Genomic DNA, 13,225 nt, shown 5'->3' with positions numbered 1-13,225 from the left:
TTGGATAACAAATAAAAGAAGAGAGTGATCTTATGAAAAAATATGTAACTACGTTTATCTTGCTGCTTACATTATTGGTACTTTCAACGGCAGGTTGTGCCGGCAGCAATACCAGTTTGCCTAAGCAAGCAGAGAATACTCTGCCACAAACACAAACAGATGGTTCCACGAAGAAAAACAGTGTAGCATTGTTCGAAACCTCGCAAGGCAATTTCCGGATAGAATTGTTCGAAGATAAAGCTCCGCAGACCAGCAAAAACTTTATTACCCTTGCCGATAAAGGGTTTTATAATGGCTTGATTTTCCACCGGGTTATTGCCGACTTTATGATTCAAGGCGGTGATCCCAAGGGTAATGGCACAGGTGGCCCCGGTTATACAATACCTGATGAATTTCACAGCGACCTCAAGCATTCGGAAGGTGTCATCTCGATGGCAAATGCTGGTCCCAATACCGGCGGCTCCCAGTTTTTTATTACGCTGAAAGCAACACCCTGGCTTGATAACAAACATGCCGTTTTTGGCAAGGTAATTGAAGGTATGGATGTTGTTCAGGCTATCGGCAAAGTTAAGACAGGCCCGCAGGATAAACCAGTAGAAGATGTTGTTATTAAGAAGATTACTATTGAACAAGCCAAGTAGTCTGTAAGCAAGACAAGCTAAAGCCGGGATCTTTAGGTTCCGGTTTTTGGTACATGAAGAAAGTATAAGTATTTTTAACCGCAGAGACGCAGAGTACGCAGAGGGAACGTCTCGATATACATCTCTCTTCTGCGCTCTCTGTGGTTAGCCGTATCTTCAAGGGCGCGATAGCGCTTTTTTATATCGGTATAATACTATTGCAGCGAAAAATAGATTACCTTTGACATGAGGGGTGTGTATGTTTATTGCTGAGTAATGGGGCTTATTTGCGGAGTGTGAAAGTAGAACGCGAGCAGATAAAATCGCCGGCAGAGTATCCGTTTTGCCTGCCGGCATTTAAGGATTTAGATAGTATTGAGTTTCATCCTAAAGTGACGATGATTGTGGGCGAAAATGGTACGGGAAAATCCACATTTTTAGAGGCCATTGCGGTGGCTTGGGGATTTAATCCGGAGGGCGGAACCCTTAATTTCAATTTTGCGTCCAGACCCTCTCACTCGGAATTATATCAATATATCCGCCTTGTGAAAGGGATTAAAAGGCCTCGCACTGGTTTCTTTTTTCGGCTGAAAGTTTCTATAATTTAGCGACAACAATAGAAGAGCTTGACCGGGAAGGTGCAGGTGCGAGAGTAATCGATTCTTATGGTGGGCGGTCACTTCACGAGCAATCACATGGAGAAGCATTTTTTGCAACTTTTATGAACCGGTTTGGGGGACAGGGCCTATACATCTTAGATGAGCCTGAAGCAGCGCTATCTCCATTACGTCAAATGGCTATGATTTCGCGGATTCATGAGTTGGCTCAGCAGGATTCACAGTTTGTCATAACAACTCATTCGCCGATTATTATGGCTTATCCTGATGCAAAGATAGTACAGCTGACAGAAACCGGCCTGGCAGAAATTGAATATGAGCAAACTGAGCATTATGTTATTATGCGTGAATTTATTAATAACCGGGAAAAGATGCTGAAGATATTAATGAACACTTAGAAAATATAGTGTAACATAGGCAAATGGAGGGAGAACTTTGGAACTACAGACAATCGAACAAGCGGTGATTGACTTTATCGCCGGTACACCGCTTAATGCTGCGGCTGAAATTGGCCTGGACAAAATCTATGATAAACCGTTGGTAGGTGTGTCTCGTGCAGAGGATGCTTTATTTGAGACGTTAAAGGCAGATAATATTGTCGGCCCCAATCATTTGTCACCGCGTGAATGGCTGCCGGCGGCTCAAGCAGTAATCGCTTATTTTTTGCCTTTTAGTCAGGCTGTACGGAAGGCTAACCGGCGAGGTGAGCTGCCGGCTGCTGAATGGCTGTATGCGCGGATTGAAGGCGAAATGGTCAATGACGCTCTGCGCAAGTATTTGGTAGAGTGGTTTCAAGCGGCCGGTTATCAGGCTGTAGCGCCAGGGCTTGATGAACGGTTTGCTGTAATTAATCGCAAAAGCAATTGGTCTGAGCGGCATATTGCCTATATTTCCGGGTTGGGTACCTTTAGTTTGAACAGATCATTTATCACTAAGGCCGGTGCTGCCGGGCGGCTGGGCAGTGTTATTGTCACGACAGATATTCTTCCTACGCCGCGCAGTTACCAGACCTATGATGAATATTGCAGTAAATGCGGTGCCTGTATCAAGCGCTGCCCGCCCCAGGCCATTGATGCTACAGGCAAAAACAATGATATTTGTGCTAAGTATCTTGACGGCACAGCGGTGCGCTATAAACCACGCTATGGCTGCGGTAAATGTCAGACTGCCGTGCCATGCGAAGCGACTGTACCGATTAAGTCTTTTCCAAAAGAACACAATATACTGAGAGTTATGCCGTAAATGCAAGATTTTTAATACAAACATTAACCCCGTTTACGCAAACGGCGCTTTTTATTGTTTCCAAACTTTAATACGGTAAAGTAAAATAAGGGTAGAATTTAGGGAGAGTGGAGGAGTTAGAGTGAGAAAATTAATAGCAGCTATGTTAGTGTTACTGGTGGCCGGAATGTTGGTAGCCGGATGCGGCGGAGCCGACAAGAAAAAAATTGTGGTTGGCCTTGATGACAATTTTCCACCCATGGGATTCCGGGATGATAAAAACAACATTATCGGTTTTGACGTCGATATGGCGAAAGAAGCTACCAAGCGTATGGGCGTAGAAGTTGAATTTAAACCTATTGATTGGAATAGCAAAGAAGCAGAACTGAGTGGTAAACGGGTCGATGTGCTATGGAATGGTTTGACGATTACGGAAAAGCGCAAGGAGAATATCCTCTTTACCAACGCTTATATGGAAAATCGCCAAATTATTGTTGTGGCCGCTAATTCGCCGATTAAAACCAAGGCTGATTTAGCTGGCAAAGTAGTAGGTACGCAGGAAGGCAGCAGCAGCATTGAGGCTATTGAGAAAGATGCTGCTGCTATGAAGTCGTTTAAAGAACTCAAGAAGTTTGGCGACAACGTAGCTGCACTTATGGATTTAAAGACCGGCCGTCTCGATGCGGTCGTGGTGGACGAAATTGTTGGCCGGTACTATATAGCTAAAAAACCGGGCGAATACACGATCTTAAAAGATAACTTCGGTTCAGAGGAATATGGTGTAGGCTTGCGTAAAGAAGATAAAGAACTTTTAGGCAAGCTGCAAAAGGCTCTGGATGAAATGAAGAAAGACGGTACCTCAGCAAAAATTTCCCAGCAATGGTTTGGCGAAGATATTGTGAAGTAAGGAAGACATAAATGGACTATGTACTAGGAATTCTGTCGCCGCTTCTGGAAGGCACGGTAGTGACGCTGCAAATGTTTTTTGCCACTATTGTCCTTGCCTTGCCTCTGGGTTTGCTATTGGCCTTGGCCCGTATTTCCCGGTTCAAGGCCCTGAGCAGTGCGGTCGGTGTATACATTTGGCTGTTTCGGGGAACGCCCCTGATGCTGCAACTCCTGTTCATCTATTTTGGGCTGCCGTTCTTACCCTATGTTGGTGTGCGGCTGCCTGATTTTTCGGCGGCGCTATTGGCCTTTGTACTCAACTATGCCGCTTATTTTGCTGAAATATTCCGGGCAGGCATTCAATCCATTGATCGCGGTCAGTATGAAGGCGCCAAGGTATTGGGCATGACCTATATGCAAACAATGCGCCGTATTGTTTTGCCTCAGGTCATTAAACGCGTGCTGCCGCCGGTGAGCAATGAAACCATTACGCTGGTCAAAGATACTTCCCTGATCTATGTTCTGGCTATGAATGATCTGCTGCGGACAACCAGAGCCATTGTACAGCGGGATTTTAATACAATGCCATTTATTGTTGCTGCCGTATTTTACCTGATTATGACATTGGCACTTACCTGGTTGTTTCAAAAGCTGGAAAAGAAGTATGCTGTATATGACGAGTAGGAGCAAATGGCGATGAACATGATTAAAGCAGTAAACATTCATAAACAGTTTAACCAACTTGAAGTTTTAAAAGGCATATCGCTTACGGTGGACAAAGGCGAGGTTATTGCTATTATCGGTCCCTCCGGTTCAGGCAAAAGCACTTTTTTGCGCTGCCTGAACCGCTTGGAAACCATTGATCAAGGGTCTATCGAGATTGAGGGCGATGTGCTGGTAACAGATAGCGGTCAGGGAAAAGTCAACTATGCCGCTGAAGCCGAGGCCAGACAGATTTGCCGCCGGATGGGGATGGTATTTCAACAGTTTAACCTTTTCCCCCATCTTACTGTGCTGGAAAACGTTATTGAAGCGCCGATTACGGTCAAAGGCTGTAAACGCGAGGATATTGGGCCTCAGGCTGAAGAACTTTTGCGCAAAGTCGGGCTAGCTGAAAAACGCGATGTTTATCCCTCACGCCTGTCAGGTGGCCAAAAACAGCGAGTGGCTATTGCCAGGGCGTTGGCCATGAATCCGGACATCATGCTGTTTGATGAACCAACCTCAGCACTTGATCCGGAACTGACCGGCGAAGTTCTGAAATCCATGCGTAAGCTGGCTGAAGAACATATGACCATGATTGTTGTTACCCATGAAATGGCGTTTGCCAGAGAAGTAGCCAACCGGGTTATTTTCATGGACAATGGCGAGATTGTTGAAGCAGGGTCGCCGGACGCTGTATTTGGTTCGCCGTCACAGGCCCGGACAAGGGCCTTCTTACAGAGGGTAGTGTAGGTAAAGAGTATTAAAAAGCGAGATTGTTTCACTGATACCCCAGTGAAACAATCTCGCTTTTGGTTTCGTGTTGTTACTAGATGCTGCTGTTGTTTACTTTTTCAAACTCATCAAGAATTATCTGTGCTGGTGGAGTATCAAAAATACTCACAACATAAATTGCCAGACAGGACAAGATAAAGCCAGGCACGATTTCATACAGCCCAAACAGTGCCAGTTGTTTCCAGATAAGTACGGTGATGCCGCCGACAACAATGCCTGCTAAGGCACCGTTACGGGTCATGCGATTCCAGAAGAGTGATAATATCAGTGCTGGGCCAAAAGCAGCGCCAAAGCCGGCCCAGGCATAGGATACCATATCTAATACGAAGTTATTGGGGTCAAGGCCGATAAGAACGGCAATAACGGTAGCGCTAATTACAGTCATACGACTAACCCAAACCAACTGTTTTTCACTGGCGTTTTTGTTAATTAAGGCTTTATAAAAGTCTTGGGATACAGCTGAGGCTGTGACTAACAGCTGGGATGAAGCAGTACTCATGACAGCTGCCAAAACGGCCGAGAGAATAAGGCCGGCAAAAAAACTGGAAAAAAGATCATGAGTCATAACCATGAATACAGTCTCGACTGCCGAACCTGTGAGCGGTTGTTGTAAATAGACCCGGCCTACCATACCGACCAGCACGGCGGCTGATAATGACAGGACAACCCAAGTCATAGCGATATGGGTCGCTTGCTTGATTTGTGCAGATGATTTAATAGCCATGAATCTGACTAAGATGTGCGGCTGACCGAAATAACCAAGTCCCCATGCCAACAGAGAAATAATAGCAATAAGCGATAACGGCTTACCTTCAGGGGTGGTAAAAGGATTAAACATTTCGGCATTTAAGGTAGCTAGAGCCGCAACAGTAGTTGCGGGGCCGCCCATCATAAAGGCGGCGGTGACTGGTACAGCCAGAATGGCAAAAAACATCATGACGCCTTGCACAAAGTCTGTCAAGCAGACAGCCATGAAGCCGCCGAGAAAGGTGTAAAATACTACGACAAAAGCGCCTAAAATCATTGCCCAAGTATAGGGAATGCCAAAAACGGTGTTAAATAATTTTCCACCGGCAACAAAGCCTGAAGACGTATAAATCAAAAAGAAAATAAGAATAAATACTGCTGATATAACCCGGAGAAGTTGAGAATTATCCCGAAAGCGGTTCTGAAAATAATCAGGCATCGTTAGTGAGTCATTGGCGATTTCGGTGTACTTGCGCAGCCGTTTGGCGATAAACTGCCAGTTGGCCCAGGTCCCTAAAATAAGTCCTAAGGCAATCCAGCCTGCGCCAAGCCCGGCCACATAGGCATAACCTGGCAGGCCCATCAGCATCCAGCCGCTCATATCAGAGGCTTCGGCGCTCATTGAGGTAACCCAGGCACCTAGCTGACGACCGCCTAATATGTACTGAGACATTTTTTGTTCCTGCCGCCAATAATAGATACCAATTGCCATCATTGCACCTAGATAGACCACAAAGGCAATAACGACTCCCATATTCAATTCTAACATGTATATATCCCTCCCTTGCAATATGTAAAATTATAACCCTAATACGTAAAACTGTGCAATAGGTAGAGACTTTAATTGTAAAGTATACAAGAAGGTTTGAAAGAAGGTAAGATGTTGTAAATTGCGTTTTAAAAAGAATTTTGACAGCAATGACTGCCTTGCGGTAAAATATAAAGGTATTTGCTAGAAGTAAGAGGAGTAAAAAAATGAGTGTGTTAACTGTTGAAAATGTATCCCATGGTTTTGGTGCCCGCGCTATTCTTGCTGAGGCTTCTTTCCGTTTGTTAAAAGGCGAGCATGTTGGTTTGATCGGCGCGAATGGCGAAGGGAAATCGACCTTTTTAAATATCATTACAGGCCAATTGACCCCTGACGAAGGTAAAGTGGAATGGTCTAACCGCGTGATTGTCGGTTATCTTGACCAGCATTCGGTGCTAACCAAGGGTAAGACCATCAGGGATGTACTGAGAGAAGCATTTCAAAACATGTTTGATATGGAAGCCGAGATGCTGGGCCTTTATGATAAAATGGCTGAGGCTGCCCCGGAAGAAGTAGAAAAAATGATGGAAGACGTCGGCGAGATACAAGATATGCTCGAACATGGCAGCTTCTATATTATTGATGCTAAGATTGAAGAAGTTGCCAATGGCTTAGGGCTGGGCGATATCGGTCTCGACCGCGATGTAGCGGACTTGAGCGGCGGCCAGCGAACTAAGGTGCTGCTAACCAAGCTGCTATTGCAGAATCCCACCATTCTTATTTTAGACGAACCTACTAATTATCTTGACGTTGAACATATCGAGTGGCTGAAGCGTTACCTCAAAGCTTATGAGAATAGTTTTATCCTGGTATCGCATGACATCCCTTTTTTGAATGAAGTTGTTAATGTTATTTATCATGTGGAAAACGCAGTTCTTACTCGTTACACTGGTGATTATGAGCAATTTCAGCAAATGTACGCAATGCGCAAAAGCCAGGAAACCAAAGCCTATGAGCGGCAGCAGCAAGAAGTTGACCGTCTGGAGGACTTTATCGCCCGCAATAAGGCCCGGGTGGCTACCCGGGGCATGGCTAACAGTCGTCAGAAAAGACTGGATAAAATGGAGATTATGGAAAAACCGCGGGAGAAGCCTAAACCCACTTTCCAGTTCCGCGAAGCCCGGACGCCCAGCCGTTTTGTTGTTGAGGCCAAAGGATTGGTTCTGGGCTATGATGAGCCACTTACTAAACCGGTGGATATTACCTTAGAGCGCGGTCAGAAAGTAGCTATTAGAGGTGTGAACGGTCTTGGCAAATCAACGCTGCTTAAAACCTTGCTCGGATACATCAAACCGGTTGATGGTAAGGTCGTCTTGGGTGATTATCTGCAAGCCGGTTATTTTGAGCAGGAATCCAGCCGTAATAACAGCCGTACTGCCATAGAAGAGGTGTGGGATGAGTTCCCAGGCCTGACCAATTTTGAAGTACGGGCCGCACTGGCGCGTTGTGGCCTAACCAATGAGCATATTACCAGCCAGATGATGGTGTTAAGCGGGGGCGAGAATGCTAAAGTGCGGCTATGTAAACTTATGCTTAAAGACGTTAACTGGTTGGTACTGGACGAACCTACCAACCACCTTGATATCGAAGCCAAGGCCGAACTAAAACGGGCTCTAATAGAGTTCAAAGGCACTATTCTCCTGGTTTCCCATGAACCTGAATTTTATGAAGACTGGATAACAGCAGTATGGAATGTCGAGAATTGGACAACAAAGATAGTGTAAACATATTGGCCGGTCGCATGCAACTGTTGCAGTGGTCGGCATTTTTTCGCTCTGGATACACAACCTATACAATAGTTCTTTTCGACAAGCAAGTGCCTATGTTATAATCCGAACTATACTGAGTGAAATAATTGCCAAATGTTTGGCCGGTAATGGAGGTTGAAATTTGTTCACATTGCTTAATGTAGTGCAGCCAGATACGCTGGAAGCTGCTTATAGTATTTTAAAAGAGAAAAGAAGCAATGCCGTGCTGGGCGGCTGTGCCTATCTGCGGCTGGGCTCTCAGACCATTCATACCGGAGTTGATTTGTCGAAACTTGGTCTGAGATATAGTAAAGATTATGGCAGCTATATCGAAATTGGTGCCATGACAAGTTTGCGTGATGTAGAAACAGATGCAGCGCTAAATAACTATGCCGGTGCTTTATTGCCAAAAGCAGTAGCCAATATTATTGGTGTGCAGTTTCGTAATGTTGTGACTGTTGGTGCGTCTGTCTTTATGCGGTATGGTTTTTCTGATTTTCTTACCGCCTTATTGGCGCTTGATACCGAAGTTGAATTAGTTAAAGGCGGGCGGATGACGTTAGCGGCCTTTTTAGATACGTCACGCAGCAAAGATATTTTGACAAAAATAATCATTCATAAAACCAAAGGCCATGCTGCCTATCAGGCTTTGCGTAACTCAGCCAGTGATTATCCCTTGTTGACGGTGGCGGTATCCCAACTTGAGGGTGAATGGAAAATTGCCGTTGGCGCCAGACCTACTCGCGCCAGACTAGCTATTCAGGCGGCCGCACTACTTCGAGATAGCGGTAATGCTATGACTGCCACGGTCATGGAGCAGGCTGTACAAACAGCCGTAGGCGAATTGTCCTTTGGTGACAACCGGCGCGCTTCAGCTGTGTATCGTCAGGCTGTAGCCAAAACACTCATTAAACGGGCTATTGCGGAGGTGGCAGCATGCAAATAACAGTTATCATCAATCACCGGCAGGTTACTCTTGATGTTCAGCCTGGCGATTTGCTTGTAGATACGCTGCGCCAGCAGGGCTTGTATAGTGTAAGAAGAGGCTGTGATACTTCCTGCTGTGGATTATGCACGATCTGGCTGAACGGTAAACCGACTTTGTCCTGTTCTACATTATCCTTTCGCGCGGCTGGCAAGCATATTACCACTATTGAGGGGTTGCGTCATGAGGCAGAGGAGTTTGCTCACTTTATGGCGGCAGAAGGAGCTGAACAGTGTGGTTACTGTAGTCCCGGCTTTATCCTGACAGTGTTGGCCATGAAACGGGAGCTGGTTAATCCTGCCGAAGATGATATTGTTCACTATTTGACAGGTAACATGTGCCGTTGTACCGGTTATCAGGGACAGCTCAGGGCAATCAAGAAGTACCTGGGGGTGACAACTGGATGAAATATGTAGGTCAAGCTTTGCCTAAAACGGATGCAATTGCTATTTGCACAGGTAAGCCTGTATATACCGAAGATTTGGCACCCGCCAATGCACTGGTGATAAAAATCCTGCGCAGTCCGCACGCATTTGCTAGAATCAAGTCGATTGATATAACTAAAGCGCGTAATTGTAAAGGGGTAGAATGCATTCTTACCCATAAAGATGTTCCTAAGGTACGGTTTACACTGGCTGGCCAGTCTTATCCGGAACCATCGCCCTATGACCGGTTGATTCTTGACCCTATTGTCAGGTATGTTGGTGATGAGGTAGCTATAGTTGCCGCTACCAGCGAACAGGCTGCCAATGCGGCCTTGAAACTAATCAAAGTTTCCTATGAGGTGTTTGAACCAGTGCTTGATTTTGAGCAGGCCATTGATCATGCCTCAGTCATTCATCCGGAAGATGATCTTTTTTGCAATTTTGATATTGGTCTGGCAAAAGAACGTAATATTTGCGCCTCCCATACCTTGGCAGTAGGCGATGTTGAGCAGGAACTAAAGAATTGTGATATTGTTGTTGAAGAAACCTATTATACGCAGGCCCAGGCACCGGCGATGATGGAAACCTTTCGCGCGTTTACCTATCTTGACCATACTGACCGCTTGGTTGTGGTTACTTCCACGCAAGTTCCTTTCCATATTAAACGACAAGTAGCGCGGGCTTTAGAATTGCCTGCTACGCGAGTGCGGGTTATTAAACCACGGATTGGCGGTGGCTTTGGCGGCAAACAAACAGGTTCAGGCGAAGTATTTGCCGGATTGGTGACTCTTAAGACCGGTAAACCGGCCATGTTTATCTATAGTCGTACCGAGACCTTTGGCTGTACTACCAGCCGTCATGCTATGCGGCTGAAAGTCAGATTAGGTGCAGACAAAGACGGATTTATCCGCGCCCTTGATATTGAGAATCTATCAGACACAGGGGCTTATGGTGAACATGGGTCAACTACTTTCTCAGTGTGTGGTGATAAGACGTTGCCACTATATAATAAGACCAGAGCTGTCCGGTACCACGGTCACGCTGTGTATACGAACAAAACGCCGGCAGGCGCACTCCGGGGATATGGAGCTACCCAGGGAACCTTTGCGCTGGAATCGACAGTCAACAAATTGGCAGCCAGGCTCAATATGGATCCAGCCGAGCTTAGACTCAAAAATATAATCAAGGAGGGCGAAACCGCGCTTGCTTACCATGGCAATGTGCTTGGCAGCTCGACTTTGGAGCTTTGTATCCAAAAAGGCAGAGAGATGATTGGCTGGCAAGATAAATATCCCCGCCAGGAACTGCCAAACGGCAAAATACGGGCTGTTGGTATGGCGGTAACCATGCAAGGTTCAGGCATTGCCGGTATTGACACGTCTTCGGCGGCCATTCGCCTGAATGAGGACGGTCACTATGTTTTACTCATCGGTTCCACCGATATGGGGACAGGTAGTGATACAATGCTCGCCCAGGTTGCCGCAGAGGTATTGGATACACCGCCGGAGAAAATTATTGTTCATGCGGCAGATACCGATGTTTCACCATATGATCCGGGTTCGTATGCCTCAAGCACAGCCTATGTTACCGGTATGGCTGTACTGCAGGCGGCCGAAGATTTAAAAAATCAGATTATTGCCCAAGGTGCCAAAGTGCTGGCTGTGACGCCGGAACAAATTGAATTTGACGGTCAGCAGCTTACCGCCCTTAACGGCAGTAAGGTAATCAGCCTCAAAACGCTGGCAGAATCATTGGTTGTGGGGACCGACAAGTGCCAGTTGGTTGGTAACGCCACCTATGGCTCGCCGATATCACCACCACCATTTATTGCCGGTTTTGCTGAAGTGGAAGTAGACCCGGAGACCGGGAAGTTTGAACTTATTGATTATGTAGCGGTCGTAGATTGTGGTACGATACTTAATGCCAACCTGGTCAAAATCCAGGTGGAAGGGGGAATCGCCCAGGGTATTGGTATGGCTATGTATGAGGAAGTTCGCTATGACGAACGTGGCCGGCTGCAGACCAACAATTTTATGCAATATAAGATTCCTTGCCGGAAGGATGTAGGCAGGATTAACGTGGCTTTTGAGGAAAGCTATGAACCAACAGGCCCGTTTGGCGCCAAGTCGATTGGCGAAGCGGTTATCAATACACCATCGCCCGCAATTGCTCATGCTGTTTATAATGCAGTGGGTGTCAGCATTACCCGTTTGCCAATTACTCCGGAAAAGGTGTTTATGGGGATGAGGCGGGAATCTTGACTCGTATCCAAAGATAACGTTAATCCCCAAAGAATAGAAGGAGGGAAAATGGTATGCAAGAAAACCAAACCAAGCATCCAGTGGATGAAATACTGCCACTGGGCCAATTGTTTACCTACGGCTTGCAGCATGTGTTGGCTATGTATGCCGGAGCTGTGGCTGTACCGCTCATTATTGCCAATGCGCTGGGCCTGAGCAAAGAACAGTTAATTTACCTGATTAACGCTGATTTATTTACCTGTGGTATTGCGACCCTGATTCAGACCATTGGGTTTGGAAATATGGGTATTCAGATGCCTGTTATTCAAGGGGTATCTTTTGCTGCGGTGACGCCCATGATTATTATTGGCAAGGCTCACGGACTGACAGGCATGTATGGCTCCATAATGGTTGCCGGTCTTGTGACTTATCTAATGAGTCCTTATTTTAGCCGGCTTATCCGTTTCTTTCCGCCGGTTGTGACAGGTACCATTATCACGATCATTGGTGTCACTCTGATGCCGGTTGCTGTTCGCTGGGCTGCTGGCGGCAATCCGGCAGCCAAGGATTTTGCGGCCTTTCCTTATATCTGTATGGCGCTTGTTACCTTGATACTTGTGCTATTTTTCTACCGCTATTTCAAAGGCTTTTTAAGCAATATTGCCGTTCTTTTGGGAATAATTGCGGGCACGCTGATTGCTATTCCCCTGGGGATGGTTAATTTTTCCCAGGTTCCTACCGCCGCGTGGCTGGGAGTTACCACGCCGTTTGCTTTTGGATTGCCAACCTTTGACCTGGCATCCATTCTCGCCATGGTATTGGTTATGTTGGTAATTATGACTGAAACGACAGGTGACTGTATCGCTATTGGTGAGATTATTGCAAAGCCTGTTACGCAAAAAGATTTGACCAAGGGGCTCCGCGCTGATGGGTTTTCCACCATTCTGGGCGGGATATTGAATAGTTTCCCGTACGCTGCTTTTGCGCAAAATGTCGGCTTAGTTGGTTTGACAAGGGTTAAAAGCCGATTTGTGGTAGCAACTGCCGGGGTTATCCTGATAGTCCTGGGCTTATTCCCTAAGGCAGCTGCCGTTATTGCCACTATTCCCAACCCGGTCTTGGGCGGAGCCGGAATTGCTATGTTCGGTATGGTAGCTGCCAGTGGGATTAAGACCTTATCCAAGGTTCAGTTTGATGGTACTCATAATATTATGGTGGTTGCCGTCAGTATTGGTGTGGGCATGATTACGCTGGCTGTACCTAACTTTTATCAGAATTTCCCCAGTTGGGCACAGGTAATTCTCCACAGTGGCATTACTGCCGGTAGTGTGACAGCGATCATTTTGAACGCTGCCTTGAATGGTACCGATACACCAGGTGAAACCGCTATTGGCAAGCAGGAATATATCGGTTAAATACCGAAACTATA

13 protein-coding genes are annotated in these 13,225 nt (G+C 46.3%); 12 read left to right on the top strand and 1 reads right to left on the bottom strand.

Annotated features, from left to right (window positions below; all coding sequences use genetic code 11):
- Nucleotides 1-32 precede the first annotated feature (32 nt).
- From AC1ECB_RS17795 to AC1ECB_RS17765, 7 genes are all read left to right on the top strand, one after another.
- Nucleotides 33-641 carry a peptidylprolyl isomerase gene (locus tag AC1ECB_RS17795; RefSeq protein WP_485665029.1) on the top strand — a complete coding sequence of 203 codons (609 nt, stop codon included), beginning with the start codon at nt 33-35 and terminating at the stop codon, nt 639-641.
- Nucleotides 642-916: 275 nt separating this feature from the next.
- On the top strand, nt 917-1,228 hold the full coding sequence (locus tag AC1ECB_RS17790; RefSeq protein ID WP_485669364.1) for an AAA family ATPase: 312 nt from the start codon (nt 917-919) through the stop codon (nt 1,226-1,228).
- 113 nt (nt 1,229-1,341) lie between these two features.
- Nucleotides 1,342-1,635: an AAA family ATPase gene (locus AC1ECB_RS17785; RefSeq protein WP_485665028.1), complete on the top strand. Its 294-nt coding sequence runs from the start codon at nt 1,342-1,344 to the stop codon at nt 1,633-1,635.
- A 37-nt stretch (nt 1,636-1,672) separates the two neighbouring features.
- The gene (locus AC1ECB_RS17780; RefSeq protein ID WP_485665027.1) at nt 1,673-2,479 is read left to right on the top strand and encodes a 4Fe-4S binding protein; all 807 of its coding nucleotides are present in this window, start codon (nt 1,673-1,675) and stop codon (nt 2,477-2,479) included.
- A gap of 121 nt (nt 2,480-2,600) precedes the next feature.
- On the top strand, nt 2,601-3,365 hold the full coding sequence (locus AC1ECB_RS17775; protein ID WP_485665026.1) for an amino acid ABC transporter substrate-binding protein: 765 nt from the start codon (nt 2,601-2,603) through the stop codon (nt 3,363-3,365).
- 11 nt (nt 3,366-3,376) lie between these two features.
- A complete protein-coding gene (locus tag AC1ECB_RS17770; protein ID WP_485665025.1) occupies nt 3,377-4,030 on the top strand; it encodes an amino acid ABC transporter permease in 654 nt (217 codons plus the stop codon).
- 12 nt (nt 4,031-4,042) lie between these two features.
- A complete protein-coding gene (locus AC1ECB_RS17765) occupies nt 4,043-4,801 on the top strand; it encodes an amino acid ABC transporter ATP-binding protein (protein ID WP_485665024.1) in 759 nt (252 codons plus the stop codon).
- Nucleotides 4,802-4,877: 76 nt separating this feature from the next.
- On the opposite strand, the gene putP is transcribed toward AC1ECB_RS17765, so the two are convergent.
- Nucleotides 4,878-6,359, bottom strand: a complete 1,482-nt coding sequence (gene putP / locus AC1ECB_RS17760) for a sodium/proline symporter PutP (protein ID WP_485665023.1) — start codon at nt 6,357-6,359, stop codon at nt 4,878-4,880.
- Nucleotides 6,360-6,565: 206 nt separating this feature from the next.
- Between putP and AC1ECB_RS17755 the strand changes: the two genes are divergently transcribed.
- From AC1ECB_RS17755 to AC1ECB_RS17735, 5 genes are all read left to right on the top strand, one after another.
- On the top strand, nt 6,566-8,122 hold the full coding sequence (locus tag AC1ECB_RS17755) for an ABC-F family ATP-binding cassette domain-containing protein (protein WP_485665022.1): 1,557 nt from the start codon (nt 6,566-6,568) through the stop codon (nt 8,120-8,122).
- A 166-nt stretch (nt 8,123-8,288) separates the two neighbouring features.
- On the top strand, nt 8,289-9,092 hold the full coding sequence (locus AC1ECB_RS17750; RefSeq protein ID WP_485665021.1) for an FAD binding domain-containing protein: 804 nt from the start codon (nt 8,289-8,291) through the stop codon (nt 9,090-9,092).
- On the top strand, nt 9,083-9,538 hold the full coding sequence (locus AC1ECB_RS17745; RefSeq protein WP_485665020.1) for a (2Fe-2S)-binding protein: 456 nt from the start codon (nt 9,083-9,085) through the stop codon (nt 9,536-9,538). The genes AC1ECB_RS17750 and AC1ECB_RS17745 overlap by 10 nt, the downstream gene beginning before the upstream one ends.
- Nucleotides 9,535-11,817 carry a xanthine dehydrogenase family protein molybdopterin-binding subunit gene (locus tag AC1ECB_RS17740; RefSeq protein ID WP_485665019.1) on the top strand — a complete coding sequence of 761 codons (2,283 nt, stop codon included), beginning with the start codon at nt 9,535-9,537 and terminating at the stop codon, nt 11,815-11,817. The genes AC1ECB_RS17745 and AC1ECB_RS17740 overlap by 4 nt, the downstream gene beginning before the upstream one ends.
- A 53-nt stretch (nt 11,818-11,870) precedes the next feature.
- Nucleotides 11,871-13,211 carry a nucleobase:cation symporter-2 family protein gene (locus AC1ECB_RS17735; RefSeq protein WP_485665018.1) on the top strand — a complete coding sequence of 447 codons (1,341 nt, stop codon included), beginning with the start codon at nt 11,871-11,873 and terminating at the stop codon, nt 13,209-13,211.
- Nucleotides 13,212-13,225: the final 14 nt, after the last annotated feature.

Source organism: Sporomusa sp. 246TCP1 (genome assembly GCF_057319775.1).
This window is presented reverse-complemented; position numbering and strand designations above follow the sequence as displayed.

Coding starts and splice junctions, on each gene's coding strand:
- AC1ECB_RS17785 (WP_485665028.1), top strand. CDS start 1,342: ATGAACCGGTTTGGGGGACAGGGCCTATACATCTTAGATGAGCCTGAA.
- AC1ECB_RS17770 (WP_485665025.1), top strand. CDS start 3,377: ATGGACTATGTACTAGGAATTCTGTCGCCGCTTCTGGAAGGCACGGTA.
- putP (WP_485665023.1), bottom strand. CDS start 6,359: ATGTTAGAATTGAATATGGGAGTCGTTATTGCCTTTGTGGTCTATCTA.
- AC1ECB_RS17740 (WP_485665019.1), top strand. CDS start 9,535: ATGAAATATGTAGGTCAAGCTTTGCCTAAAACGGATGCAATTGCTATT.
- AC1ECB_RS17745 (WP_485665020.1), top strand. CDS start 9,083: ATGCAAATAACAGTTATCATCAATCACCGGCAGGTTACTCTTGATGTT.
- AC1ECB_RS17795 (WP_485665029.1), top strand. CDS start 33: ATGAAAAAATATGTAACTACGTTTATCTTGCTGCTTACATTATTGGTA.
- AC1ECB_RS17765 (WP_485665024.1), top strand. CDS start 4,043: ATGAACATGATTAAAGCAGTAAACATTCATAAACAGTTTAACCAACTT.
- AC1ECB_RS17755 (WP_485665022.1), top strand. CDS start 6,566: ATGAGTGTGTTAACTGTTGAAAATGTATCCCATGGTTTTGGTGCCCGC.
- AC1ECB_RS17735 (WP_485665018.1), top strand. CDS start 11,871: ATGCAAGAAAACCAAACCAAGCATCCAGTGGATGAAATACTGCCACTG.